A 23,439-nucleotide genomic window follows, 5' to 3' on the forward strand; every position below is an offset into this window, starting at 1 on the left:
GTGGCGAACAGGATTCCGTCAGGGTGGAGCACAACCTCAGTGCAGACAGCCTCCGGGGGGAGCTGGGCGACCAGTTCCGCCACGCGGGCGGCGCTAACCGGCGGGTTGATGTAGCTGACCCATACCCCGGGGGAATCCTCAACGATCCTCAAGGCGGGTGATCCCTTCCTGTGCTGTGCAACTCCCGCGCTACCGGCGGCGGCTGGCCTTCTTGACCACTAGCCAGACCAGGCCGCCGATGAGCACGGCTGACGACACGAAGCAACACAGGATGGCGATGTGCCACGGCTTGAGAGCACCCATGGCGCGGAACCGTACTAGGCGGCCCCGCTGAGCACTACCCTCAAACGGCGGTCAGAGATGCCCAAACGTCGGGCTACCTCGACGCGTTCGATCCCGGGATGTTCCCGGAACATCGCGGCGGCTAGCCGGGCAGTCTCATGGGCGGGGCGACGCTTCCGAACGGGGGTCACAGGTTCCGGCACTACGGGGCCGGCAGGGGCGTCCGTGGGCCTCTCCGGGGCCGCCACGGGGGCGACGGTAGGGGTAGCTTCCTCCGGGCCCTCTAGGGCCGTTTCCTGTTGCTGCGCAACGGGTTCCGGAACAACGGCGGCAGGCTTTCCGGACAGCACCAGCTTGGAAAGCCCCATGAACGCGAGCGCCGGAACGGCGGACAGGAGCCACCCGGAAGGGCCCGGTTTAGCCACGGCTAGCTGAGCAGACAGGCTCAACGCCACGGCGCACAGGAGCAGGAACATCGGGTAGGTGGTGCTGCCGCCGGAACGTCGGCGCTGCCGGATGGTCAACAGGGCCCCAATGGGCACCAACTCACTGATGACCGCGTTCGCCCACCCGAACCATCCCGGGGTTCCGGTCGGGCTGTTGCCCATGGTCCAGTCGTGGACGTGGGTGAAGCTGGCGGCACCAGCCGCCCCGCCAACGGTGAGCAGGATCAGCACCAGGGCGGCGCGCTCTACGCGCTCACTGCGGCTCATCGGTCACCGGCCAGAGCCTCAGAGCGGCACGGGATGCACCGGCCAGCAGGCTGCCCGATGTGTCCGGGACGCTGGCAGCGGTCACCACCGGGAGGGGGCGGCAGGGCCGCGCCCCGACGTTCCGGGTAGCCGTACGGGGGTCGCTGCGGGTTGGGGTTGGGGTTCTTGGTTTTGCTGCTGGGGAGGAATCTCCGGAGCGCGTCAGCGCGACCCTTCAACTTCCTAGATTGATCTTCACCCCTTTGGGTGACAGCCAGGGTGTCACCTTCAAAAGTGCCGTTCTGCCGGGGTGCACCCCCAGGGTCTTTGCGTAGTCGGTTAAGGTGTGTCTGACCTGGGCATACGCGGTGTCGTGGCCTGATTGGAGGGTGACGCGGGACGGGTGCGGCCCCGCCGGTGATCATGGAGTTGCTGAGACAACATGACACCGACAAGGACCACACCCGCGCATGTCATCATCGCTGATCGACGTGATCCGTCAGCACGCCCCCGCCTCGACCGACACCACGGCTGCCGGCCGTGAGTCGGATGGCCTGCTGGTGGCCCTGACACGAGTTCCTGACCCGCGTGACCCGCGAGGGATCCGGTACCCCTTGGCGAGCGTGCTCGCGGTCGCGGTGTGCGCGGTCATGGCCGGAGCCAGCACGTTCGCCGCGATCGCCGACTGGGTCGATGATCTCGATGCGCCGGCGTGGGGCCGGCTCGGGTTCACCGGTCGGGTGCCGGTCTTGACCACGGTGTGGCGGTTGCTGGTCCGCGTCGACGCCGAGACGTTGACAGCGGTGCTGGCCGACTGGCTGTGCTCCCGGCTGTCGGCGCCGCCGCCGGTGCGGCGGGTCATCGCCGTTGACGGCAAGGTGGTGCGGGGCGCTGTCCTGCCCGAGGGACGGGTCCATCTGCTGTCGGCCTACGACACCTCGACCGGTGTGGTCCTGGCGCAGGTCCAGGTAGCGGCGAAGTCGAACGAGATTCCGGCGTTCGCTCCGCTGCTGGAGCAGGTCGCGGCCCGGCTGGGCGGCCTGGCGGGTGTGGTGATCGTCGCGGACGCGCTGCACGCGCAGGTCGCTCACGCCCGAGCCGTCGCCGCTGCCGGCGGGCACCTGTACGTGTCGGTCAAGGCCAACCAGCCGACCTTGTTCGCCCAGCTCAAGCAACTGCCCTGGGCGCAGGTGCCGGTCGGGGACCAACACCGCGACACCGGACACGGCCGCCGCGAGACCCGTACCGTCAAGGCGTTGACCGTCCAGACTCCCGGTGGCATCGGCTTCCCCCACGCCCAACAGGCCGTCCGGATCACCCGCTCCCGCACTGTGGCCGGCAAGCGCACACGAGAGACCGTCTATCTGGTGGCGTCACTGCCCGCCGCCCACGCCCAACCCGCCGACCTGCAGGAATGGGCCCGCCTGGAATGGCATATCGAGAACCGGCTGCACTGGGTCCGCGATGTGACCTTCCACGAGGACGCCCACCGGGCCCGTACCGGCAACGGACCCGCCGTCGCAGCGGTCCTGCGCAACACCGCCATCGGATTCCACCGCAGCAACGGCGAGACCAACATCGCCAGAGCCACCCGACGCGCCAACCGCCGCCCCCACGACCTCATCACCACCGTGACCAGCAGCTACCCAACTACGCAATGACCCTGGGTGCACCCCCCGGGTTGTCGCCCCCGACAGGGGCCGGGGTGGTCTGTCCGGTCACCAGGCGGTAAACCCGGGTGGCGATACCCGCGACCTTGGACACGACCAGGCGGCCAAGCTGAACCAGCTTGGCGAGGCACCGTTGCACGGTCCGCTCCGAGCAACCCGCGTACTCAGCGATCGTGGCCACGGACGGCCACGCCTGACCCTCCCGGTTGGCATGCGCCGCAATGGCGATAGCCACAGCACGTTCGTTCTTCCCGAGATCCTTGGTGGCCAGCATCGCGGCCTTGACAGCGGCACTCATCGGGCCACCGCCGAGAGCACGGCACGCACGTCGGCGGGGGTGAGGGTGTCCCGGCGGGCCCACGACGCGAGCAGGGCGGCAGCCTCAGCGCGGTTACGGGGACGGAACGGGGCCAACGCGGCCACGGCGAGCGCGGCGGCAGGGGTTAGGGTTTGCATGTCGGGGGACCTCCCGGCCGGCCCCGGTGGTGTTCCAGCACCAGCCGGGGCGTTCTATGCAGGTCTGTAAACCTGCCTGTCGCGAGGTCTCGCGGTGGGAGCGGCAGCGCCGGCTGCCCGGCGACTTCTGGTCGGGCTGGCTCGCGGTGGTCCTCGGGGTGCCGGGTGAGATCCTCGCCGAGGCCGCAGCGCACAGCCGCCGACTGGGCGTGGTACCGCCGGCGGTCGATCTGGCCGGTTCCCGCTCGCGGCTGGCGCTGCTCACCCTCGCTCACCGCTGGGCGGCCGACCCGTCCGGCGCGTCGCTGGGCGGCCCGCTCGCCGACCGCACCCTGGCCGCGCCGGGCGGTACCGCACCCGTTCCCGACCGACCGGCAACCGGACCGGCCAGCGCCAGACCAAGGGCGACCGGATCGGCCACCGCCGAACCAGAGGCGACCGGACCGGCCACCACCGAACCAGAGGCGACCGGACCGGCCACCGCCGAACCAAGGGCAACCGGACCCGGGACAGCCGGGCCGCGCGGGACACCAGCGCGGCCGGCGTCCGCGGCTGCCCCGGACGCCGCCGACCTGGCGGAGCTGCGGCGCTGGGACGACCTGCTGGGTGGGGCCGACCTGGCCGGGCAGGGCATCCGCCGGCTACGCCGGGCGGCCCGGGAGTTCGCGGTCGCCGGGCCGGTCGGCCGCCGCCGGCTGCTGCCGGTGCTGGCCGAGTCGGCGCAGCTCGCCGGCTGGCTCGCCGCCGACGCCCGGGACCTGGCCGGGGCCCTGGACGCCTACCGGCTGGCGCTGCGCGCGGCGGTGGCCGCCGCCGACCCGGGGTTCGCCGGGCACGTGCTCGGGTCGGCCAGCCACCTGCTGGCCGGCATCGGGGATCCGCTGGGGGCGCTGACGCTGGCCCGGATCGGGTACGCCGGCAGCCGCGACGCGGCCTCGCCCGGTCTGCGGGCGCTGCTGCTGCACCGGGTGGCGCTCGCCGCCGCGCTCGCTGGGCGGACGCGGACGGCCCGGCAGGCCCTCGACGCCGCCGAGCGGACCGGTGGGCCCGGACCGGGCCGGGAACCGCCCTGGCTGTACTGGCTCGACGAGGTCGAACTGTCCGCGATGACCGGCCGTACCCTGGTCGCGCTGGGCCGCGCCGGGCCCGCCGTGCCGCTGCTGGCGCCGGTCGCGAACGGGCGGGGTGGGCCGCGCCGGACGGCGGTCTACGGCGGCTGGCTGGCCCGGGCACACCTGCAGCTCGGCGAGGTGGCGGGGGCCTGCGCGGTGGCCGGCGAGGCGCTGCTCGACGCCGTCCGGTCCGGCTCGCCCCGGGCGGTCGGCCAGCTCACCGAGGTACGCCGCCGACTGGCCGCGCACCGAGACGAGCCGGCGGCCCGGCGGTACACCGGCCTGCTCGCCGCGGCCCGCCCGTACCTGCCGGTCGTCGCGGCGGGCGGGTACGGCGCGGCCGGATCCCGGCGGCCCCGGTCGAAACCGCGCCATGGCGGCACGACGCGACCGGCGGGAACCGGCTAGCGTTCTCGCGTGACCCACGCTGCTCCCGTATCCCCCGTCGACCGCGCCGGCCTGCGTCAGCGGATCGACAAGGCCCTCACCGAGTTCCTCGCCGGCCAGCGCGGCTGGCTGGCCGCCGTCGATGACGGCCTGGTGCCGGTCGCCGAGGCGATCGAGGCGTTCGTGTTGGGGGGTGGGAAGCGGTTGCGCCCGGCGTTCGCGTACTGGGGTTACCGGGGCGCCGGCGGGGTCGACTCCGACCAGGTGGTGGCGGCCCTCGCCGCGCTGGAGTTCGTCCAGGCCAGTGCCCTGATGCACGACGACCTGATGGACCGCTCGGACACCCGGCGCGGCGAGCCGGCGGTGCACCGGCGCTTCGCGGCCCGGCACCGTGCGGCCGGCTGGGGTGGCGACCCGGACAGCTTCGGCGACGCGGCGGCGATCCTCCTCGGCGACCTCTGCCTGGTCTGGTCGGACGAGCTGCTGCACTCCGCCGGCCTCGACCCGCGCGCGGTGGCCCGGGCCCGCCCGGTCTTCGACGAGATGCGCACCGAGGTGACCGTCGGGCAGTACCTCGACGTGCTGACCCAGGTCACCGGGGACACCTCCCGGGAGCGGGCCGGCAAGGTGGCCCGCTACAAGTCGGCGAAGTACACGGTCGAGCGGCCACTGCTGCTGGGCGCCGCGCTGGCCGGCGCCCCGCCGGAGGTGCACGCGGCGTACTCGGCCTACGGGCTGCCGCTGGGCGAGGCGTTCCAGCTCCGCGACGACGTGCTGGGCGTCTTCGGGGACCCGGAGCGCACCGGCAAGCCGGCCGGCGACGACCTGCGCGAGGGCAAGCGGACGTACCTGGTCGCGACCGCCCTGGAGGAGGTCGACGACGCCGGCCGTGAGCTGCTGCTCGGCGGGCTCGGCGATCCGGAGCTGGACACCGCCGGGGTGATCCGGCTGCGTGAGCTGATCACGGCCAGTGGGGCGTTGGAGCGTACCGAACGGCGGATCGCGGCGTTGACCGAGAGCGCGCTCGCCGCCCTCGCCGCGGTCGAACTGGACACCGAGGCCCGCCAGGCCCTGGTCGACCTGGCCATCGCCGCCACTCGCCGCACCGACTGACCGTCACTCCCCCACCAACCCCACGCCGCCCCCACCCCGCCCGCCCGCCGGAGGCGCGGTTGATCATGAAGTTGTTTGCACCGCTCATCGGCGTGTCATGACAACAACTTCATGATCAACGGCAGGGCGGGGCGGGTAACGGGTGGGGTTTAGAAGCCGAGGGCTTGGGCGCGGCGTTTGACCTCGCGGGCCTGGTCGCCGGCGAGGGCGACGGCCGGGGTGCCGGGGAGGGTGGGATCCTCCTCGTAGAGCCAGCGCAGCGCCTCTTCGTCGTCGTACCCGGAGTCGGCGAGGAGGTTCAGCACGCCGGGCAGGTGCTTGAGCACGGTGCGGTTGGCCACCAGGTCGGCCGGGACGCGGCGGACGCCGTCACGGCGTACCGCGATCAACTCCCGGTCCCGGATCATCTGGTGCACCTTGCTGATCGACAGGTCGAGGCGCTCGGCCACGTCCGGCAGGGTCAGCCAGCCGGCCGGGTCGGCCGGTCCGGGCAGGTCGGCGCCGGTGGCGGCCGCGTCGGCGGGTACGGAATCGGTCACCCGACCACCCTGCCACGCGCCTGGCCGGCCCTGGCACCGGCACCCCCGCCGGGCGCTTTCGGACCTGGCGGCGCCGGTCCACACCGCGTGACGGGAGGGAGGTCGGACCCCGGCTGTAGCATCCTGTTCAACCTTCACCCCTCCGACACATAGACTGCCTGCCGATGGACACACAGGTCGCCGACACGTTGCTGGGCTCGCTGATCGACGGGCGCTACCGCATTCGCGGTCGCGTGGCTCGTGGCGGCATGGCGACCGTGTACACCGCCACCGACGAGCGCCTGGAGCGCACCGTGGCGGTCAAGATCATTCATCCGACCCAGGCACCCGAGGCCCAGTCCCGGATGGCCGGCTTCGTCGAGCGGTTCACCGACGAGGCGAAGACCATCGCCCGGCTGACCCACCCCAACGTGGTGGCGGTCTACGACCAGGGCACCCATGGTGGCCTTCCCTACCTGGTGATGGAGTACGTCCGGGGCCGCACCCTGCGCGACGTCCTCGCCGAGCGGCGCCGGCTCAACCCGGACGAGGCCCTCGCGATCGCCGAGCAGATGCTCGCCGCGGTCGCCGCCGCCCACCGGGCCGGCCTGGTGCACCGCGACGTCAAACCGGAGAACGTGCTGGTCGCCGAGGCACCCTCCGGCGGCACCTTCAACCTGGTGGACAGCGTGGTCAAGGTGGCCGACTTCGGGCTGGCCCGCGCGGTCGAGGCGAGCGCCGAGGAGGAGAACGGCAACCAGCTGATGGCCACGGTGGCGTACGTGGCCCCGGAGCTGGTCACCGAGGGCCGGGCGGATCCGCGCACCGACGTCTACTCCGCCGGCATCGTGCTGTTCGAGATGCTCACCGGCCGGGTGCCGTACGACGGCGACCGCCCGGTGGACGTCGCGTGGCAGCATGTCGACCGGGACGTGCCCGCCCCGTCGACCCTGGTGCCGAGCGTGCCGAAGATCCTCGACGACCTGGTCGGCCGGACCACCCGGCGGGACCCGGACGCCCGGCCCGCCGACGCCGGTGCGCTGCTGGCCGAGGTACAGGTGGCCCGGGACAATCTGGGCAACCCCAACTCGCACACCACGGTGCTGCCCAAGGTGGCCGACGCGCTCGCCCCGGTGGCCCAGCCCACCATGGTGGTGGCGGCGGTCCGCCCCGCCGAACGCCCCGCCTGGGCCCGGCTGCCCGAGGGCGGCGGGCAGCGCTCGCACCGCCGCCCGGCCGCCCCCGCAGGCGAGCTGGTCGGCGGGCTGGCCGAGCTGCGTACCCGGCTGATGGGCACGCCGCGCGGCCGGCTGGCGGTGGCCGCGGCGGTCGTGGTGCTCGGCCTGGTCGCCGCGGTCGGCGGCTGGTGGTTCGGAGTGGGCCGCTACACGGTCGCCCCGCAACTGGTGAGCCTGACCCAGGCCGACGCGGAGGCGCAGGCCGCCCGCGGTGGCTTCACCCTGAAGTACGCCGAGCGTCGCTACGACGAGAAGGTGCCGAAGGACAGCGTGCTGGGGCAGGATCCGGCCGCCGCGGCCCGGATCCTCAAGGGCGGCACCATCACGTTGACCCTGTCGCTCGGTCCGGAGCAGCTGCCGGTGCCCGACGTGGTGGGCAAGGAGTTCGAGCTGGCGCAGGCCGAGCTGACCGACGCCAAGCTGGTGGTGGCCAAGGGCCCCGACAAGTACGACGACGAGCTGCCCGCCGGGGTGGTGCTGGCCACCAACCCGAAGGTGGGCACGGTGGTCAAGCCGGGCACAAAGGTGACGGTGACGCTGAGCAAGGGCCGGGCCCCGATCTCCGTACCGAACCTGGTGGGCAAGAACATCAACGACGCCCGGAACATCCTCGCCCAGCTCGGACTGACCCCGGTGGAGTCGTACAAGGACTCGGACAAGCCGAAGGACGAGGTCCTCGGGCAGAGCCCGGCCGACGGCACCGGCGTGGAGAAGGGCGCCCAGGTCAAGCTGGAGCTGAGCAAGGGGCCACCGGAGGTGCCCGTGCCCCGGGTGATCGACATGCCCTGCGAGCAGGCCAAGCAGACGCTGGAGGGCCAGGGGTTCCCGACCACGATGCAGCTCAACCCGAACGGGGTGGTCCGCTTCCAGAACCCGGGCGAAGGCACGCCGGCGGCCCCGGGCACCCCGGTCACGGTGACGTGCTTTTGAGCGCGAGGAGTGAGCCGGTCTTGCGAGCCCCGCAGTCGCGAACGAAAGCTGGACCGGTGAGCGCGCGGCGGCGGATCGGCTCGCACACCCCCACCTCGGGCGGCCTGGCGAAGGCGGCGCTGCCGTACGTCGACGCGGCGGCCTCCGAGGTGGTGCAGGTCTACGTCTCGAACTCCCGCGGCTGGGCCCTGCCGTCTGGCGACCCGAAGCAGGACGCGCTGTTCCGGGACGGCTGCCGCGAGCGGGGGGTGCCGGTGTTCATCCACGCCTCGCTGCTGGTGAACCTCGGCTCCCCCACGCCGGCCACGGTTGACCGGTCGACGCAGACCCTGGCGCACGCGCTGCGCCGGGGCCGGGCGATCGGCGCCGAGGGCGTGGTGTTCCACGCCGGCAGCGCCGTCGACGCGGGGCACGCCGAAACGGCGATGCGGCAGGTACGCGAGGCCCTGTTGCCGCTGCTGGACGAGGCGGCGGCGGTCGACGGGCCGATGCTGCTGGTCGAACCGAGCGCCGGGGGCGGCCGGTCGCTGGCCTCCCGGGTGGAGCACCTGGGCCCGTACCTGGACGCGGTGGACCGCCACCCGATGATGGGCGTCTGCTTCGACACCTGCCACGCCTGGGCCGCCGGCCACGACCTGGCGACCGAGGGCGGGATGACCACCACGCTGGACATCCTGGTCGCCACCGTCGGCGTGGACCGGTTGAAGCTGGTGCACGCGAACGACTCGAAGGACCTGTGCGGCTCGACCCGGGACCGGCACGAGAACATCGGCAAGGGCACCATCGGCGAGCCGGCGTTCGCCGAGCTGATGCGGCATCCGGCCACCGCAGGCATCCCGGTCCTGGTGGAAACCCCGACGGAGCAACACATCGGCCACGCCGCCGACATCGCCACCCTAAACCGCCTCCACCCCTAACACCCCCCGCCCCGGCCCGCGTTGACCAAGGAGTTCGCGTCGTCCGAAGCGCGGAATCCGACGCAAGCTCCCTGATCAACGAAGCCCTGCGGCGGTCAGGCGCGGAGGACGCGGGTGAGGGCCTCGGCGGCGCGGTCGACGGCGGCGTCCGAGACGTCCAGGTGGGTGACCAGGCGGGCGGTACGCGGGCCGAGCACCGAGATCAGCACGCCCTCCGCCCGGGCGGCTGCGGCGAGGGCCTTCGCGTCGAGCGGGTGCTTGGTCAGGTCGAGCGGGACGATGTTGGTCCGCACCGGCGTGGCGAGCACCCCGAACGGGGCGACGGCCTCGGCCAGCCGGGCGGCCTTGGCGTGATCCTCGGCGAGGCGCTCGACGTGGTGGGCGAGGGCGTACCGGCCGGCGGCGGCGACGACGCCGACCTGCCGCATGCCGCCGCCCATCCGCTTGCGGATCCACCGGGCCCGTTCGATCTTCTCGGCGCTGCCGATCACCAGGGAGCCGACCGGCGCGCCAAGGCCCTTGGAGAAGCAGACGGACAGGGTGTCGAAGAGCGTCCCGTACTCGGTCAGCGGCACGCCGTCGGCGACGTGCGCGTGCCAGATCCGGGCGCCGTCGCAGTGCAGGGCGAGCCCGTGCTCGTCGGCGACCCGGCGCAGCTCACGCAGGGCCGCGAGGGGGATCACCCCGCCGCCGCCCCGGTTGTGGGTCTGCTCCACGGCGATCGCCCGGGTCGGCACCGCGAAGTAGCCGTCAGGCCGGATCATCCCGGCCACCACGTCCGGGTCGAGCTCCGCGCCGACCGCCGGCCAGGTCCGCGACGAGATCCCCCCGTACGCGGCCGCCGCGCCGATCTCGTACGTGACGACGTGCGCGTCGGCGTCGCAGAGCAGTTCCTCGCCGGGTGGCACGACGAGCTGGAGGGCGATCTGGTTGGCCATCGAGCCGCTCGGGGCGAACAGTGCGGCCTCGTGCCCGAAGCGGGCGGCCACCTCGGCCTCCAACGCGGCGACGGTCGGGTCCTCGCCGTACACGTCGTCGCCGACCTCGGCGGTGGCCATCGCCTCCCGCATCCCGGCGGTGGGCCGGGTCACCGTGTCGGAACGCAGATCGATCAGGTTGTCAACCACGGTATTCCTTTCGGCTGCCGACTGCGGGGCTCGCAAGCTCACTCCTCGCGTCAGCCACGGAGCATCTCCGCCACCAGGAAGGCCAGCTCCAGCGACTGCTGGGTGTTCAGTCGCGGGTCGCAGGCGGTCTCGTACCGGTCGGGCAGGTCGAGGTCCTCGATGCCCTGGGCGCCGCCGAGGCACTCGGTGACGTCCTCGCCGGTCAGCTCGACGTGCAGGCCGCCCGGGTGGGTCTCCAGGCCGCGATGCACCTCGAAGTAGCCGAGCACCTCGTCGACGATCCGGTCGAAGTGCCGGGTCTTGTAGCCGTTCGAGGACTCGTGGGTGTTGCCGTGCATCGGGTCGCACTGCCAGACCACCTTGGCACCGGCGGCGGTGACCTTGGCCACGATCGGGGGCAGGGTGTCCCGGACCCGGTGGTTGCCCATCCGGCTGATCAGGGTGAGCCGGCCGGGGATGTTGTCCGGGTTGAGCTTCTCGCAGAGCTCGATGGCCTCGTCGGGGGTGGTGGTCGGGCCGAGCTTCACGCCGATCGGGTTGGCGATCCGGGAGATGAAGTCGATGTGCGCCCCGTCGATCTGCCGGGTCCGCTCGCCGATCCAGAGGAAATGCCCGGAGAGGCCGTACGCCCGGTTGCCGGAGATCCGGGTGAGCGCCCGGTCGTACTCCAGCGCGAGGGCCTCGTGGGAGCAGTAGAGAGTGACCGTACGCAGCGCCTCGTCCGCGGTCATCCCGCAGGCGCGGATGAAGGCGATGGCCCGGTCGATCTCCCGGGCGATCGCCTCGTAGCGCTCGCCGGCCGGCGACTGCTTGACGAAGTCCTTGTTCCAGTCGTGCACCGCGTGCAGGTCGGCCAGCCCGCCGGCCAGGTACGCCCGGAGCATGTTCATCGCGGCGGCCGAGTTGGCGTACGCCCGGATCATGCGCTGCGGGTCGGCGACCCGGGCCTCCGGCGTGGCCTCCAGTGAGTTGATCATGTCGCCGCGGTAGGCCGGGAGGCCGCGCGCGTCGGTCGGCAGCGACCGGGGCTTGGTGTACTGGCCGGCGACCCGGGCGACCTTGACCACCGGCAGCGACGCGCCGTACGTCAGCACGATCGCCATCTGGAGCAGGGTGCGGGCGTTGGCCAGCAGGTGACTCTCGGTGTTGTCCGCGAAGGTCTCCGCGCAGTCGCCGCCCTGGAGCAGGAACGCCTTGCCCTCGCAGACCAGCGCGAGCCGCTGCCGGAGCTGGTCGACCTCGTACGGCGCGACCACGGAGGGCACCGTGTCGAGCACCTTGCACACCTCGGCGACCCCCGCCGGGTCCGGCCAGGGCGGCGTCTGCGCGCGGGGAAGCTCCCGCCAACGGTCCAGGCCGAGGGCCGCGTCCTCGGCGGAGTCGGCGGTCGGACGACTGGTCCGCAGTTGTGGGCTGCCCACCGCGGGGTGACTCAACTGATGCCACTCATGGCGCATGGGAGAAAGCGTACGGCGACGGTGGTCGCGGCCCGCCGCCGAGGGGGATGGTTCCGGTGGTTGGGAGATCACCGCCACAGTCCCGGCCGGTCGCAGGCCAGCCCCCGGTCAGGGGGTGGTGGAGGGCTCGGGGGTGTGGCCGCCCGGCGCCTCGGCCGAGATGCACCAGTCGGCGCCGCTGCGGGTGACCGTGAACAGCAGCGGCCGGGTGGCCTTCCGGGACGCGACGGCGACGGTGATCGAGGCGCTGACCTCCTGGCCGTTCGGGCCGGACCGGACATCGGTGATGGTGGCCTGCGGGACGGTGAAGTGGTCGGCGAAGTCGCCGTTGGGGCCGGTGGCGGCGACGTCGAAGGCGTCCTGCGTGGGCGCGCAGAGCTGGCTGCGGCCGGCGTCGACGTCCTTGGCGGCCATCGCGTCGAGGTACGCCTGCACGCGCTCGCGACTCTTGGCCGCCGCCTCGTCGGCCGGCGCCCGCTGCGTCCCGCTGGGCGAGGCGTCCCCGGTGTCGTCACCGATCCCGATGCCACAGCCGGTCAGGGCGGCCGGCAGGAGCACGAGCAGGGCGGCGCCGGCCACCAGCCTCGGTTGCGTCAGGCCCATCGGTCCCTCCCGTCAGCGTGGGCGTCGAGACACGCCGAGCGGCGAGTCTGTCACATCGACCCGGTGCCCGGACCACCGCGGGTGGTCCGGGCCCGCCCATCCTCGCTCCGACCGACCCGGCGGTCCGGGCCGGCGGGCGTGCGGCACGGCGGGCGGGGAGGGGCCGGTACGGCCCCTCCCCGCCGTGTGGGTGGTGCGTCGGCCCTTCGGCTCAGCCGAGACCGCCCTTGATGGCGCCGATCAGCTCGCCGTTGCTGGTGTCACCGGAGAGCTCCCAGAAGAACGCGCCACCGAGGCCCTGGTTCTTCACGTACGTCATCTTTCCGCCGATGGTGGACGGGGTGTCGTAACTCCACCAGTTGCTGCCGCACTTGGCGTACGCCGTGCCGCCGACGGTGCCGGTCGCCGGGCAGCTGTTCTTGAGCACCTTGTAGTCCTCGATGCCCTGCTCGTAGGTGCCGGGCGCGGGGCCGGTGGCGGTGCCACCCGCGGCGGACTGGGTGACCCCGGTCCAGCCGCGGCCGTAGAAGCCGACGCCGAGCAGCAGCTTGTCCGCCGGGACGCCCTTGCCCTTGAGCTTCTGGATCGCCGCGTCGGCCCAGAAGCCCTGCTGCGGGATACCGGTGTACGAGGTGAGCGGCGAGTGCGGCGCGGTCGGGCCCTGGGCCGCCCAGGCGCCGAAGTAGTCGTACGTCATCGACATGATCCAGTTGAGAGAGGGCGCCGCACCGGCGTAGTCGGCTGCGTCGATCTTGCCGCCGTTGCTGCCGTCCGCGGTGATCGCCGCGGTGACCAGGAAGCTGGAGCCGAACTTGCTCCGCAGCGCGCTGATCACGCTCTTGAAGGCGTTCGGGCCGCTGCTGTCGCACTGCAGGCCGCAGGCGTTCGGGTACTCCCAGTCGATGTCGATGCCGTCGAAGACGTCCGCCCAGCGCGGGTCCTTGATCAGGGCGTAGCAGGAGTCGGCGAACGCGGCCGGGTTCTGCGCGGCCTGGGTGAAGCCGGCCGACCAGGTCCAGCCACCGAACGACCAGATCACCTTCAGGTTGGGGTACATCCTCTTGAGCTTGCGGAGCTGGTTGAAGTTGCCGCGCAGCGGCTGGTCCCAGGTGTCCGCGACGCCGTCCACGCTGTCCGCCGCGGTGTACGCCTTGTCGTAGTCGGCGTAGCTGTCACCGATGCTGCACCGGCCACCGCTGGTGTTGCCGAAGGCGTACAGGATGTGGGTCAGCTTGGCCGCGGACCCGCTGGTGTGGACGTTCTTGACGTGGTAGTTGCGGGCGTAGACGCCCCACTCGGCGAAGTAGCCGACGACCTTCTTGCCCCCGGTCGGCGGCGGGGTCGTGGGTGGCGGGGTGGTCGGCGGAGCCGTGGTGGGCGGGGTGGTCGTCGGCGGGGCCGTGGTGGGCGGCGGGGCGCCGCCGGAGCAGGACGCGCCGTTGACGGTGCACTTCAGCGGAGCCTGGTACGGCCCGGTGCCGTTGTAGCCCCAGCTGAAGCTGGCGCCCGGGGCGAGCGGACCGGCCCAGCTCTTCTTCACCGCGACGTAGTGGTTGCCGCTGCTGGTGACGTCGGCGTCCCAGAAGAGGCCGACGGTGGTGCCCGCGGGCAGGTCGAACTCGATGCGCCAGGTGTCCACGCTGGCGCTGGTCCCGTTGGTGATGGTCACCTTCGTCTCGTGACCGGTCCCCCAGTCCTGCACCTTGGCGAAGGTGGCGGTCACGCTGCCCGCGGCGGACGCGGTCGCCATCGGTACCGCCGCGACCGCCAGCGCGACCACGGCACCGGTGGCCCAGAGGGCCCGGCGGAGCGATCTCTTCATACGGCGTCTCCCTAAACAGTTAGGAAACTTTCCAGATTGATTGCTGCGACGCTACTCACGCCGTCATCACTTCGTCAAGATGTAAATGCTTCGATTTGTTGCCCGCTCGCGTCGCCCGCGCCTGCGGACCCCGACGGACATCCCGTAAGGAACCTTCCTTGACCAAGCATTGACTTGTAGCTAAGTTTCAATGACCTCGGACAAGGAGGTCTTGATGGAGCGCAGAAAATTCCTGGCCGGCGCGGGTGCGGTCGCGGCGGGCACGATCGCCGCGGCGGCCCCGGGTAGCCCGGCGCAGGCCGTACCCGGCATCCGGCGGGTCGCGACCGGCCTGGACATGCTGGTCGGTTCCGGATTCGCCGCACTGGCCGGCCAGCGGGTGGGGGTGGTGTCCAATCCCACCGGCGTGGATTCGGCATACCGGCACCTCGTCGACCTGATGCACGAGTCGGGCAACGTGCAGGTCGTCGCGGCGTTCGGCCCCGAGCACGGATTCCGTGGATCGGCCCAGGCCGGTGGCAGCGAGGGCACCGGGACGGACGCCCGCACCGGCATCACGGTCTACGACGCGTACGGCGCGAGCCAGGCAAAGTGGGAGAGCCTGTTCACCCAGACCGCTGTGGACACGGTCGTCTTCGACATCCAGGACGCCGGGGCGCGGTTCTACACCTACATCTGGACGATGTACACCTCGATGGTCGCGGCGGCCCGGGCCGGCAAGCGGTACGTCGTCCTCGACCGGCCCAACCCGGTCGGCGGACGGGCGTACGGACCGATGATGACCTCCGCCTACACGTCGGGCGTGGGGCTGAAGGAGATCGTCCAGCAGCACGGCATGACTGTCGGCGAACTGGCCCGGCTGTTCAACGCGGAGTTCCTGCCCGCCAGCGCCGGACGGCCGGTCGAGCTGGAGGTGGTGCGGTGCAAGCACTGGAAGCGCGACCTGCTCGCCGCCGACACCGACCTGCCCTGGGTGATGCCCAGCCCCAACATGCCCACTCCCGACACCGCGCTGGTCTATCCCGGCACCTGTCTCTTCGAGGGAGTCGCCTCGATCACCGAGGGGCGGGGCACCTGCCGGCCGTTCGAGCTGATCGGCGGGCACGCGGACGACTTCGACTACCACTGGGGGGACCGGCTCAACGCCCGGAACCTGCCGGGTGTCGAGTTCCGCGAGGCGTACTTCTCGCCGACGTCGGCGGGGCAGAAGCCGGCCCTGCTGAACAAGCTCTGCGCCGGCGTCGAGGTCAAGGTCGTCGACCGGGCCACCTACGACCCCATCCGCACCGCTGTGGCGATGCTGGTGGAGGCGCGCCGGTACCCGGCGTTCGCGTGGCGGTTCGACTCGTACGACGCCGCCCGGCCGTACTGGGTGGACAAGCTGACCGGCTCGCCCCGGCTGCGCACGATGATCGACGCAGGCGCCGAGGTGGACGACGTGGTCGGCGCCTGGGCCGACGAGCTGTCGGCCTTCGAGCAGCAGCGGCGTCCGTACCTGCTCTACTGACGTCCCCCGGCTCCTCGGCGATGCCGGCGAGCCCCGGCGCGGTCGCTCCCGGGCTCCACGGCGCCCCCGCTCCGCCCGTCACCGGGCCGGAGCGGGGGCCACGCCTCGGTCAGCCCGCGACGCTACGGAAGACCGGGTAGTAGCCGCCGGACTGCCCCGCGGCCGTCGGGTGGTACGAGATGTTGAGGTTGAGGTAGTTCAACGCGTGCAGCCACTTCTCGCCGTAGCTGCACAGCTGATGGCCGACGAAGATCGACCGGACGTCGGCGAACTTGAAGCCGGCCGAGGTGGCGGCCGTCCGCGTGATGTCGTCCAGCAGGTTGATGCCCTCATTGATCTTCGCGCGGGAGTTCGCGCTGAGTCCTACGCAGAACGTGCCGAGCTGGTAGAAGACCGGGTAGCCGACGACCACCACCCGCGCCGAGGGCGCCCGGCTCTTGATGCCGTTGTAGACGTTGGCGAGCTTGCCGGGCAGCTCGGAGCGGGCCTTGTTCTCGGCCGTCTGGATGGCGGCGATGCACTGCGTCTCGCCGTAGAGCACACAGGTGGTCATGATGTTGGCGAAGCCGACGTCGTTGCCGCCGATGGTGACGCTGACCAGGGTGGTGGTCGACGACAGCGCGGAGAGCTGGCTGTTGATGACGTCCGCTGTGGTCGCACCCGAGCACGCCACCGAACGGTACGAGGCCGGCTTGATGTTGGTGTTGTAGAGCGCGGGGTAGGCGTTGTTGCTGCGCATGCAGGACCCGCTCTCGGAGGTGTAGCTGTCGGCGCCGACGCCGGAGGCGTACGAGTCGCCGAGTGCTACGTACCGGTCGGCCGCGGCGGCCTGGGCGGGGGCAGCCAGGGCCAGCGTGATACCGAACGATGACGCCAGGGTCAGGGCGAGGGTGGCAAGACGGGATCTCCGCACGTCACACTCCTGGGGTGGGAAGTGATGGTGGGAGATTGATATCAATAGATCAAACCCGGGGGAAGATCAACGATTCGCGGGAAGTGCCCATAGACCCTTTTGATTACAAATCGCTGCCAACGGCGGCTTGATCACCGAAGGTTTTCGCCGGACGTCCATTTACCACAGCGGGCGCAGCCCTCTAATATATCGATGACTATCGTCGTTATGCCCTCCGGCACTCTCCCGCCCCGGAAAGGAACCAACGATGAGAGCAGCTCGCCTCGCGGCGGCCCTGACCACCCTGTTGGCGGTGGTAGCCGCCCCCGGCATCGCCCACGCCGCCCCGATCACCCAGTCGTTCTACGCCGACTCCGGCGATGCCTGCCGGTACGGCGTCACCGACGGCACCCTCGGCTGGCGAACCCCTTCACCGTTGCCGGTACCCGGCGTTGAGGTCAGCGGCAGGCTCACCGACCAACCACTGCCCAACGGCCCCGTCACCTGTGCCGACGACAAGTTCTACAGCAGGGCCACGTTCATCGCCTACGCCGGCAACCTCGAGGTCGACCGGCAGACCCGGGTGGCCGACAACAGCGTGGTGCCGTTCACGTTCACCCTGGGCGCCAACTCCACCTCGACGAGCATCAACCGTGTCGTGATCCAGGTCTGCCGCAGCCCGGTCAACACCCTCCCGCCCAGCTACTGCGGCAAGCCGGTGACCTACTTGGCCCCACCTGTCACCTGACCTGCCCCACCGTCGCGTCACCCACCCGTCACGAGCTGCGCAGCGGGCAAGCGCTCCATGATCGGTGATGGCGCGAACAGTCGGCTGGTTCCTACCCTCGCCTGCCATCCGCGCGGGTACGCCGCGCCAGGTAATGGCCGGCGAGGGCTAGGCCACCGCCAATGACGGCGCCCATCGCGAAATGGACAGCGCGGCTTCGAGCACGCCTACGCGGCGCACCATGAGAGTCGGAGCCGGCACCGGGCAACAGCGCGCCGACCTGCGGTCTCCGCAACAACCTTTCGACTTTTTCGAATTAGCCGTAGGATGGGAGGTCGAGAGGAGTAAAGAAATGAGCGCTTCTGTCCTAAGTCGTACTGTAATGCCCCCAGAAGAGCCGTTTGATGCTCTTGTCGATCTGGTTGATCGAATCTCAACAACCCAGTCTGCCGAGCTGGTTGGGCCGGATGGCACACGGATTCCGCTTCCCGCCCGGATCTACGAGGTCCTACGCCAGGTCGTCATGGCCATGTCCCATGGCCAGGCGGTGACCGTTGCACCTCACAACCAGCGATTGACAACGCAGGAGGCCGCCGACCTGCTGGGCGTTTCGCGTCCAACCCTGGTCAAGATGCTCAACGAAGGCGTCATTCCGTTCGACCAGCCTGGTCGTCACCGTCGGGTACTGCTACGGGACGTGCTCGCATACCAGCAACGACGTCGTGCCGAGCAACAGGCCGCCCTGGACGAGTTGATCGAGATGTCAGAGCAGGAGGACGGCTACAACATGACCGCGACACCGCCTGAGAACCTGAGGTAGCCGCAGACGTGTTCACCGCCGTACTCGACACCTGTGTCCTCTTCCCGATGTACCTACGTGACACGTTGCTTCGCCTCGCCACCGCAGGGCTGTACCAGCCGATGTGGTCGGCACACATACTCACCGAGTTGCAGGGAGCGCTGACCAGAAACGGGATCTCCGCGCCCGGCGCTGACCGCATCGTCCACCAGATGCGCACCTACTTCCCCTCGGCGGAGGCCACCGGTTACGAACCGCTGATAGTGAGCATGACCTGCGACCAGAAAGACCGGCATGTCCTGGCCGCAGCCGTCAAGGTCGGGGCCGGCGCCCTGGTGACCGAGAACAGGTCCGATTTTCCACCGCAGTCGGTCGCCGCCTTCGAAATCGAGGTGCTGTCGCCCGACGAGTTCCTCCTTGATCTTTTGGACCTGTCGCCACATGCCGTCCTTTCGACGCTCACTGCTCAGGCCGACCGGTACAAGCGCGAGCCGAAGACGGTCTACGGGCTCCTCGGCGCGCTCGAACGATCGGGAACGCCGGGGTTTGCTGACGAGGTACGCCGACACATCGATCAGTGAATGAACGTGGTCTCACTGCCCTGGCGGGTCGCGGCGCACTCGGCCTGCCAGGTGCGGAGGGCCTGCTTGAGGCGATGGTTCTCCTCCTGCACGAGATCGAGCCGCCGGGTCCGCTCCCCCACCTCGTACGCGAGCCGGTGCAGCAGGGCGTCGATATCCTCGGGCCGGTAGCCGCGTCGGCCGAGCGGGGTACGCGGGAGCGCCAGCTCGCGGATGCGGCCCGCAGTGAGCGGGCCGGCGAACGCGTTGCGGCTGCGGTAGACGGCCATCAGCCGGCGAACCAGCCCGGCAGGTGGATCCGCTCGGCTGGGACCCCGGCGGCGAGCAGCCGCAACCGCGACCCGGCCACCATGAGCGGCGGTCCGCACAGGTAAACCTCCTGGCCGGCCCGGTAGTGGTCCAGCGCCACGGTGAGCGCGTCACCCCGCTCCCCCGGCTCGGCGAAAGGATCATGCGAGAAGGCGGGCACGATGGTCAGCCAGTCGTGGGCGCACTGGAGCTTGTCGAGGCTGACCGGGTCGTAGAGGTCGGCGACGGTGCGGGCACCGACGACCAGGGTCACCCGCCGCCCGGCCGGCGGCGCGGCCACCTGTTCAGCCAGGGCGCGCAGCGGCGCCAGCCCGGTGCCTCCGGCGACCAGCAGCAGGTCCGCCCGGGACGCCGGGTCGAGGGCCAGGCCGGTGTCGCACGGCGGACCGAGCCAGAGCGGGTCGCCTGGGCGTACCGCGTCGACCAAGGCACGGGAGACGGCGGCGATGGTACGGACGTGGAACTCCAGGGTGCCGTCCGGGCGCGGGGCATTGGCCGGGGAGTACCAGCGCCACCGGCCAGGCCAGCGCTCGGTGCAGACCGGCACCGCGTGGCCGGGCCGGAAGGGCAGGCGCCGCCAGGGACGTACGGTCAGGATGGCGATGCCGTCGGCGCCCCGGTCATGGTCGACGACCTGGGCCGGCCACCAGGCCGGGCCGTCGCCGACCCGCGCGGCGCTGTCGGCCACCGCCGCCGACGCCCGCCGGGCCGCCCGCGCCCAGGCCGCCGCCAGCTCCGGCGTCCACTGAGCGTGGCGGGCGACGGTGGCGGTCAGCGCGGCCTCGATGGTGAGCTGATGCGGCAGCAGCCGGTAGCGGCGGCAGGCACGGCCGAGCACGGCCAGCAGCGCCGCCTGCCCGGCCGGGTCGTCGCCGCCGCTGGCCAGCCGCCCCAACGCGGCCAGGAACACGGAGGCCTCCCGCTCCGGCAGCAGCCCGGGGCAGCGGTCCTCGAACGAGCACCAGAAGTGGTCGGCCGCCGCGCGGGCGTACCGCATGGTGGTGGACCACGATGCGGACAGGGCGGCGGTCACGAGTCGGCCTCGTCGGCCAAGGCCCGCCGGGCCGCGGCGACCGCGCCGGCCGGCACGTCGAGCGCCCACAGCACCCCGGCCAGGTAGTCGACCACCCGGCGGTGCTGAGCCCGGTCAGGCCCAAGCCGCGCCACGCCCCGGCGGCCCGCCGAGCGCCACGGTGAGGGTCAGCGCCAGATGCCCGGCGAGCCGGGCCCGATCAACCCCGATCAGGTACGGCGCCAGCTCGACGTCCGCCGCGGACGGTGTGCTGCTGTCAACCAGGGTAGGGGCTGTTCCTCGACAAGCGAGGATCCTGTACGCCAGGTTCCTGATGCTGCCCATCGCCGTGCAAGGTGGTGGCCTGGGTGGCGAACACGTTGGCCCAGGCTCACGAATGTGGCACCAGCCCGCGATCGCGCCGATGCAAAAGGCAGCCCAGTGCGCACAGAAGGGCCTGTCGGCGCTTACAACCAGCTACCACCCGCCCGATGGCCTTATTCGGAAGCCAGCGGCACGAGAATCAAGCTGGCAACAGACAGCGCGCCTGCTCGCGCTGCGATCGGTGACAGCTCAGCTGTTGTCGCCCCGGCGTGTCGGCTTGCCGGGCTATCACCGTTCGAAGGGGAAGCACGGCAACCGCCGGCTCAGTCGGCCTGGGCGGCAAGTTCGCGGGCGCGGTCGCGGGCGGCCTCCAGCGCCGCGAGCATGGCCGCGCGTACGCCGTGGTTCTCCAGCTCGCGGATGGCGGAGATGGTGGTGCCGGCCGGCGAGGTGACCGCCTCGCGCAGCTTGACCGGGTGCTCGCCGGAGTCGCGGAGCATCACCGCCGAGCCGATGGCGGTCTGCACGATCAGCTCGTGCGCCACCTGCCGGGGCAGGCCGAGCAGGATGCCGGCGTCGACCATGGCCTCGACCAGCAGGTAGAAGTAGGCGGGGCCGGAGCCGGAGAGGGCGGTCACCGCGTCCTGCTGGGACTCGGGGACCCGGACGGTGGCGCCGAGCGGCTTGAACATCTCCTCGGCGAGGGTCAGGTGCTCGCCGGTGGCGTACGCGCCGGCCGAGATCGCGCTCATCGCCTGGTCGACCAGCGCCGGGGTGTTGGTCATCACCCGGACCACCGGGGTGCCCTCGGGCAGGCGCCGGCTGAAGAAGGTGGTGGGCAGGCCGGCGCAGAGCGAGATGACCAGCTTGTCGGCCGGCACCTTGGGGCCGATCTCGTCCAGCAGCGACCCCGCGTCCTGCGGCTTGACCGAGATGGCGAGCACCGCCGCCTCGTCCACCGCGGTGAGGTTGTCGACCACCCGGACGCCGTACCGGGCGGCCAGCTCCTCTGCGCGGGCGGGACGCCGGGCGGTGGCGAGCAGCCGTTCCACCGGCCAGCCGGAGCGGAGCAGCCCGGAGAGCATCAGCTCGCCGATCTTGCCCGCGCCGATCACCGCGACCGTGTGCACCTCGGGCGCCATGACGCCGTACCCCTCTCGCGTGCGGCGGGGCGCGGCGGGACCCTCGCGGGCCCGCCGCGCCACCGGCCGTCGGTCAGCTGCCGAAGAAGACCTCGGCCTCGGCGTACCGCTCCAGCGGCACGGTCTTCAGCTCCCGGGTGGCCTCGGCCAGCGGGACCCGGATGATGTCGGTGCTCTTCATCGCGACCATCTTGCCCCAGTCGCCCTCGTGCGCCGCGTCGATGGCGTGCAGGCCGAGGCGGGTGGCGAGCACCCGGTCGAAGGCGGTCGGGGTGCCGCCGCGCTGGATGTGGCCGAGCACCACGGTGCGGGCCTCCTTGCCGGTCTTCGCCTCCAGCTGCTCGGCGAGCCACTGGCCGATGCCGCCGAGGCGGACGTGCCCGAAGGAGTCCAGCTCCTGGTTGTGCAGCACCATCTGGCCCTCCAGCGGCTGGGCGCCCTCGGCGACCACGACGATCGGGGCGTACTGGTGCTGGAAGCGCTTCTCGACGTACCCGGCGACCTGGTCGACGTCGAACTGCCGCTCGGGCAGCAGGATCACGTTGGCGCCGCCGGCGAGGCCGGCGTGCAGGGCGATCCAGCCGGCGTGCCGGCCCATCACCTCGACCACCAGGGTGCGGTGGTGGCTCTCCGCGGTGGTGTGGAGGCGGTCGATCGCCTCCATCGCGATGTTGACCGCGGTGTCGAAGCCGAAGGTGTAGTCGGTGGCGCCGAGGTCGTTGTCGATGGTCTTCGGTACGCCGACGACCTTGACGTCCAGCTCGTGCAGCTTGGTGGCGACGCCGAGGGTGTCCTCGCCGCCGATGGCGATCAGCGCGTCCACGCCCTGGGCGGCGAGGTTCTCCTTGATCCGTTCGACACCGTTCTCGATCTTGAACGGGTTGGTCCGCGACGAACCGAGGATGGTGCCGCCGCGCGGCAGGATGCCGCGGACCTCCGCGATGCCCAGCGGCCTGGACAACCCCTCCAGCGGGCCCTTCCAGCCGTCCTGGAAGCCCACGAACTCGTGATCGTAGGTGGCGACGCCCTTGCGGACCACCGCCCGAATCACCGCGTTGAGACCAGGACAGTCGCCGCCGCCGGTGAGCACGCCGATACGCATGATCTGCTCATCCTCCTGGGAGCATCAGGTCAAGCCCGGATAAGCCCCAGGATATGTGTCAGATCCGACCATCGGCGCCATTGCCGGCCCGGGGCGGGCCGTCAGTGCGCACTGTAGCCCGCGCGGGTGTACGACGACACCGCACCCCGCGGCTACCCGGCAGTAGGCGGGCATCGACTAACCCGTCATCGCCCGCCAGCGCGCCAGGTTGTGCCGGGCGTCGACCAGGGCGTCGTGCCGGTCCGCCTCGGCGTCGGGCAGCCTCGGCCGGCCCCGGTCGTCCCAGAGCTGGCGCAGCTCCTTGGTGAACCGCGGGATCTCCCGGGGCAGCGCCGGCATCGCCCCCCAGAGCTGGGCCAGCACCACGTGATCGTACGCCGCGTACCAGGCCCAGAGCTCCAGCCGCTCGCCCGGCCGGCCGCGGATGGGCTCCAGCAGGAACTCGTAGAGGTCGTCGCGGATGCGCTCGCGGGAGCGCCAGGCGCGGTCGGCCGGGGAGGGGAGCTTGTCCAGCACGTTGCGACGCACCCAGGGCACGGCCCGCGAGTCGTCGAACTCGGTGGAGACCGCGTAGAACTCGCGGCCGTATTCGTCGACGACGCCGATCGACACCAGGTCGACGATCCGGCCGTCCTCGATGAACTCGCAGTCGTAGAAGTAGCGGTAGGCCATCCCCGCCATCCTCACCCATCGTCGCCAGCCGCCGCTCGCCGGGGCGTA

At 71.5% G+C, this 23,439-nt stretch carries 24 protein-coding genes; 9 read left to right on the forward strand and 15 right to left on the reverse strand.

The window, feature by feature from the left end; all coding sequences use genetic code 11:
• Window positions 1–317: 317 nt before the first annotated feature.
• Window positions 318–995 (reverse strand): DUF2637 domain-containing protein, encoded by a 678-nt coding sequence (locus ACNAW0_RS02775; protein WP_416286066.1) that lies wholly within the window; start codon window positions 993–995, stop codon window positions 318–320.
• A gap of 449 nt (window positions 996–1,444) precedes the next feature.
• On the opposite strand from ACNAW0_RS02775, the gene ACNAW0_RS02780 reads away from it, so the two are divergent.
• The gene (locus ACNAW0_RS02780; RefSeq protein ID WP_416286067.1) at window positions 1,445–2,635 is read left to right on the forward strand and encodes an ISAs1 family transposase; all 1,191 of its coding nucleotides are present in this window, start codon (window positions 1,445–1,447) and stop codon (window positions 2,633–2,635) included.
• On the opposite strand, the gene ACNAW0_RS02785 is transcribed toward ACNAW0_RS02780, so the two are convergent.
• Together ACNAW0_RS02785 and ACNAW0_RS02790 are read right to left on the reverse strand one after the other, a co-directional pair.
• Window positions 2,625–2,942, reverse strand: coding sequence for a helix-turn-helix domain-containing protein (locus ACNAW0_RS02785; RefSeq protein ID WP_416286068.1), 318 nt, complete (start codon window positions 2,940–2,942; stop codon window positions 2,625–2,627). The genes ACNAW0_RS02780 and ACNAW0_RS02785 overlap by 11 nt on opposite strands.
• Window positions 2,939–3,100, reverse strand: coding sequence for a hypothetical protein (locus tag ACNAW0_RS02790; protein ID WP_416286069.1), 162 nt, complete (start codon window positions 3,098–3,100; stop codon window positions 2,939–2,941). The genes ACNAW0_RS02785 and ACNAW0_RS02790 overlap by 4 nt, the downstream gene beginning before the upstream one ends.
• A 56-nt stretch (window positions 3,101–3,156) precedes the next feature.
• Between ACNAW0_RS02790 and ACNAW0_RS02795 the strand changes: the two genes are divergently transcribed.
• Together ACNAW0_RS02795 and ACNAW0_RS02800 are read left to right on the forward strand one after the other, a co-directional pair.
• Window positions 3,157–4,620 carry a transcriptional regulator gene (locus tag ACNAW0_RS02795; RefSeq protein WP_416286070.1) on the forward strand — a complete coding sequence of 488 codons (1,464 nt, stop codon included), beginning with the start codon at window positions 3,157–3,159 and terminating at the stop codon, window positions 4,618–4,620.
• Between the two features lie 9 nt (window positions 4,621–4,629).
• Window positions 4,630–5,712, forward strand: coding sequence for a polyprenyl synthetase family protein (locus tag ACNAW0_RS02800; RefSeq protein WP_416286071.1), 1,083 nt, complete (start codon window positions 4,630–4,632; stop codon window positions 5,710–5,712).
• A 149-nt stretch (window positions 5,713–5,861) separates the two neighbouring features.
• On the opposite strand, the gene ACNAW0_RS02805 is transcribed toward ACNAW0_RS02800, so the two are convergent.
• Complete coding sequence (locus ACNAW0_RS02805) at window positions 5,862–6,251, reverse strand: Rv2175c family DNA-binding protein (RefSeq protein ID WP_416286072.1); 390 nt, start codon at window positions 6,249–6,251, stop codon at window positions 5,862–5,864.
• A 164-nt stretch (window positions 6,252–6,415) separates the two neighbouring features.
• On the opposite strand from ACNAW0_RS02805, the gene pknB reads away from it, so the two are divergent.
• Together pknB and ACNAW0_RS02815 are read left to right on the forward strand one after the other, a co-directional pair.
• Window positions 6,416–8,398, forward strand: a complete 1,983-nt coding sequence (pknB, locus tag ACNAW0_RS02810) for a Stk1 family PASTA domain-containing Ser/Thr kinase (protein ID WP_416286073.1) — start codon at window positions 6,416–6,418, stop codon at window positions 8,396–8,398.
• Between the two features lie 56 nt (window positions 8,399–8,454).
• Window positions 8,455–9,315 (forward strand): deoxyribonuclease IV, encoded by an 861-nt coding sequence (locus ACNAW0_RS02815; protein ID WP_416286074.1) that lies wholly within the window; start codon window positions 8,455–8,457, stop codon window positions 9,313–9,315.
• A gap of 95 nt (window positions 9,316–9,410) precedes the next feature.
• Here ACNAW0_RS02815 and ACNAW0_RS02820 read toward each other — a convergent pair whose 3' ends face one another.
• The 4 genes from ACNAW0_RS02820 to ACNAW0_RS02835 all read right to left on the reverse strand — a co-directional run bounded on the left by ACNAW0_RS02820 (window position 9,411) and on the right by ACNAW0_RS02835 (window position 14,324).
• Window positions 9,411–10,430, reverse strand: coding sequence for a threonine aldolase family protein (locus ACNAW0_RS02820; protein WP_416286167.1), 1,020 nt, complete (start codon window positions 10,428–10,430; stop codon window positions 9,411–9,413).
• 62 nt (window positions 10,431–10,492) lie between these two features.
• Window positions 10,493–11,899: a class II 3-deoxy-7-phosphoheptulonate synthase gene (locus ACNAW0_RS02825; protein WP_416286075.1), complete on the reverse strand. Its 1,407-nt coding sequence runs from the start codon at window positions 11,897–11,899 to the stop codon at window positions 10,493–10,495.
• A gap of 108 nt (window positions 11,900–12,007) precedes the next feature.
• Window positions 12,008–12,502: a hypothetical protein gene (locus tag ACNAW0_RS02830; protein WP_416286076.1), complete on the reverse strand. Its 495-nt coding sequence runs from the start codon at window positions 12,500–12,502 to the stop codon at window positions 12,008–12,010.
• Between the two features lie 211 nt (window positions 12,503–12,713).
• A complete protein-coding gene (locus tag ACNAW0_RS02835; protein ID WP_416286077.1) occupies window positions 12,714–14,324 on the reverse strand; it encodes a glycosyl hydrolase family 18 protein in 1,611 nt (536 codons plus the stop codon).
• 214 nt (window positions 14,325–14,538) lie between these two features.
• On the opposite strand from ACNAW0_RS02835, the gene ACNAW0_RS02840 reads away from it, so the two are divergent.
• Window positions 14,539–15,831 (forward strand): exo-beta-N-acetylmuramidase NamZ domain-containing protein, encoded by a 1,293-nt coding sequence (locus ACNAW0_RS02840; protein ID WP_416286078.1) that lies wholly within the window; start codon window positions 14,539–14,541, stop codon window positions 15,829–15,831.
• Between the two features lie 109 nt (window positions 15,832–15,940).
• Here the strand turns inward: ACNAW0_RS02840 and ACNAW0_RS02845 are convergent, their stop codons facing one another.
• Window positions 15,941–16,744, reverse strand: coding sequence for an SGNH/GDSL hydrolase family protein (locus tag ACNAW0_RS02845; RefSeq protein ID WP_416286079.1), 804 nt, complete (start codon window positions 16,742–16,744; stop codon window positions 15,941–15,943).
• Window positions 16,745–16,991: 247 nt separating this feature from the next.
• On the opposite strand from ACNAW0_RS02845, the gene ACNAW0_RS02850 reads away from it, so the two are divergent.
• The 3 genes from ACNAW0_RS02850 (at window position 16,992) to ACNAW0_RS02860 (ending at window position 18,830) form a co-directional block, all read left to right on the forward strand.
• Window positions 16,992–17,471 carry a hypothetical protein gene (locus ACNAW0_RS02850; RefSeq protein ID WP_416286080.1) on the forward strand — a complete coding sequence of 160 codons (480 nt, stop codon included), beginning with the start codon at window positions 16,992–16,994 and terminating at the stop codon, window positions 17,469–17,471.
• 331 nt (window positions 17,472–17,802) lie between these two features.
• Window positions 17,803–18,270 (forward strand): helix-turn-helix domain-containing protein, encoded by a 468-nt coding sequence (locus tag ACNAW0_RS02855; protein ID WP_416286081.1) that lies wholly within the window; start codon window positions 17,803–17,805, stop codon window positions 18,268–18,270.
• Window positions 18,271–18,278: 8 nt separating this feature from the next.
• Window positions 18,279–18,830 carry a PIN domain-containing protein gene (locus ACNAW0_RS02860; RefSeq protein WP_416286082.1) on the forward strand — a complete coding sequence of 184 codons (552 nt, stop codon included), beginning with the start codon at window positions 18,279–18,281 and terminating at the stop codon, window positions 18,828–18,830.
• Here the strand turns inward: ACNAW0_RS02860 and ACNAW0_RS02865 are convergent.
• The 6 genes from ACNAW0_RS02865 to ACNAW0_RS02890 form a co-directional block, all read right to left on the reverse strand.
• Window positions 18,824–19,099, reverse strand: a complete 276-nt coding sequence (locus ACNAW0_RS02865) for a hypothetical protein (protein ID WP_416286083.1) — start codon at window positions 19,097–19,099, stop codon at window positions 18,824–18,826. The genes ACNAW0_RS02860 and ACNAW0_RS02865 overlap by 7 nt on opposite strands.
• Entirely contained in the window at window positions 19,099–20,172 is a 1,074-nt protein-coding gene (locus ACNAW0_RS02870) for an oxidoreductase (RefSeq protein WP_416286084.1), read from the reverse strand. The genes ACNAW0_RS02865 and ACNAW0_RS02870 overlap by 1 nt, the downstream gene beginning before the upstream one ends.
• Window positions 20,173–20,286: 114 nt before the next feature.
• On the reverse strand, window positions 20,287–20,496 hold the full coding sequence (locus tag ACNAW0_RS02875) for a hypothetical protein (protein WP_416286085.1): 210 nt from the start codon (window positions 20,494–20,496) through the stop codon (window positions 20,287–20,289).
• 302 nt (window positions 20,497–20,798) lie between these two features.
• Window positions 20,799–21,617 (reverse strand): pyrroline-5-carboxylate reductase, encoded by an 819-nt coding sequence (gene proC, locus ACNAW0_RS02880; protein ID WP_416286086.1) that lies wholly within the window; start codon window positions 21,615–21,617, stop codon window positions 20,799–20,801.
• A 73-nt stretch (window positions 21,618–21,690) separates the two neighbouring features.
• Window positions 21,691–22,719, reverse strand: a complete 1,029-nt coding sequence (locus tag ACNAW0_RS02885; RefSeq protein WP_416286087.1) for a 6-phosphofructokinase — start codon at window positions 22,717–22,719, stop codon at window positions 21,691–21,693.
• Window positions 22,720–22,896: 177 nt separating this feature from the next.
• On the reverse strand, window positions 22,897–23,391 hold the full coding sequence (locus ACNAW0_RS02890; RefSeq protein WP_416286168.1) for a polyadenylate-specific 3'-exoribonuclease AS: 495 nt from the start codon (window positions 23,389–23,391) through the stop codon (window positions 22,897–22,899).
• Window positions 23,392–23,439 lie beyond the last annotated feature (48 nt).

Source organism: Micromonospora sp. SL1-18, assembly GCF_047921505.1.
In the GTDB taxonomy this organism is placed as follows: Bacteria; Actinomycetota; Actinomycetes; order Mycobacteriales; family Micromonosporaceae; genus Micromonospora.

Coding starts and splice junctions, on each gene's coding strand:
- ACNAW0_RS02850 (WP_416286080.1), top strand. CDS start 16,992: ATGAGAGCAGCTCGCCTCGCGGCGGCCCTGACCACCCTGTTGGCGGTG.
- pknB (WP_416286073.1), top strand. CDS start 6,416: ATGGACACACAGGTCGCCGACACGTTGCTGGGCTCGCTGATCGACGGG.
- ACNAW0_RS02795 (WP_416286070.1), top strand. CDS start 3,157: ATGCAGGTCTGTAAACCTGCCTGTCGCGAGGTCTCGCGGTGGGAGCGG.
- ACNAW0_RS02830 (WP_416286076.1), bottom strand. CDS start 12,502: ATGGGCCTGACGCAACCGAGGCTGGTGGCCGGCGCCGCCCTGCTCGTG.
- ACNAW0_RS02825 (WP_416286075.1), bottom strand. CDS start 11,899: ATGCGCCATGAGTGGCATCAGTTGAGTCACCCCGCGGTGGGCAGCCCA.
- ACNAW0_RS02775 (WP_416286066.1), bottom strand. CDS start 995: ATGAGCCGCAGTGAGCGCGTAGAGCGCGCCGCCCTGGTGCTGATCCTG.
- ACNAW0_RS02865 (WP_416286083.1), bottom strand. CDS start 19,099: ATGGCCGTCTACCGCAGCCGCAACGCGTTCGCCGGCCCGCTCACTGCG.
- ACNAW0_RS02855 (WP_416286081.1), top strand. CDS start 17,803: ATGAGCGCTTCTGTCCTAAGTCGTACTGTAATGCCCCCAGAAGAGCCG.
- ACNAW0_RS02785 (WP_416286068.1), bottom strand. CDS start 2,942: ATGAGTGCCGCTGTCAAGGCCGCGATGCTGGCCACCAAGGATCTCGGG.
- ACNAW0_RS02890 (WP_416286168.1), bottom strand. CDS start 23,391: ATGGCCTACCGCTACTTCTACGACTGCGAGTTCATCGAGGACGGCCGG.
- ACNAW0_RS02835 (WP_416286077.1), bottom strand. CDS start 14,324: ATGAAGAGATCGCTCCGCCGGGCCCTCTGGGCCACCGGTGCCGTGGTC.
- ACNAW0_RS02875 (WP_416286085.1), bottom strand. CDS start 20,496: ATGGGCAGCATCAGGAACCTGGCGTACAGGATCCTCGCTTGTCGAGGA.
- proC (WP_416286086.1), bottom strand. CDS start 21,617: ATGGCGCCCGAGGTGCACACGGTCGCGGTGATCGGCGCGGGCAAGATC.
- ACNAW0_RS02840 (WP_416286078.1), top strand. CDS start 14,539: ATGGAGCGCAGAAAATTCCTGGCCGGCGCGGGTGCGGTCGCGGCGGGC.
- ACNAW0_RS02885 (WP_416286087.1), bottom strand. CDS start 22,719: ATGCGTATCGGCGTGCTCACCGGCGGCGGCGACTGTCCTGGTCTCAAC.
- ACNAW0_RS02790 (WP_416286069.1), bottom strand. CDS start 3,100: ATGCAAACCCTAACCCCTGCCGCCGCGCTCGCCGTGGCCGCGTTGGCC.
- ACNAW0_RS02780 (WP_416286067.1), top strand. CDS start 1,445: ATGTCATCATCGCTGATCGACGTGATCCGTCAGCACGCCCCCGCCTCG.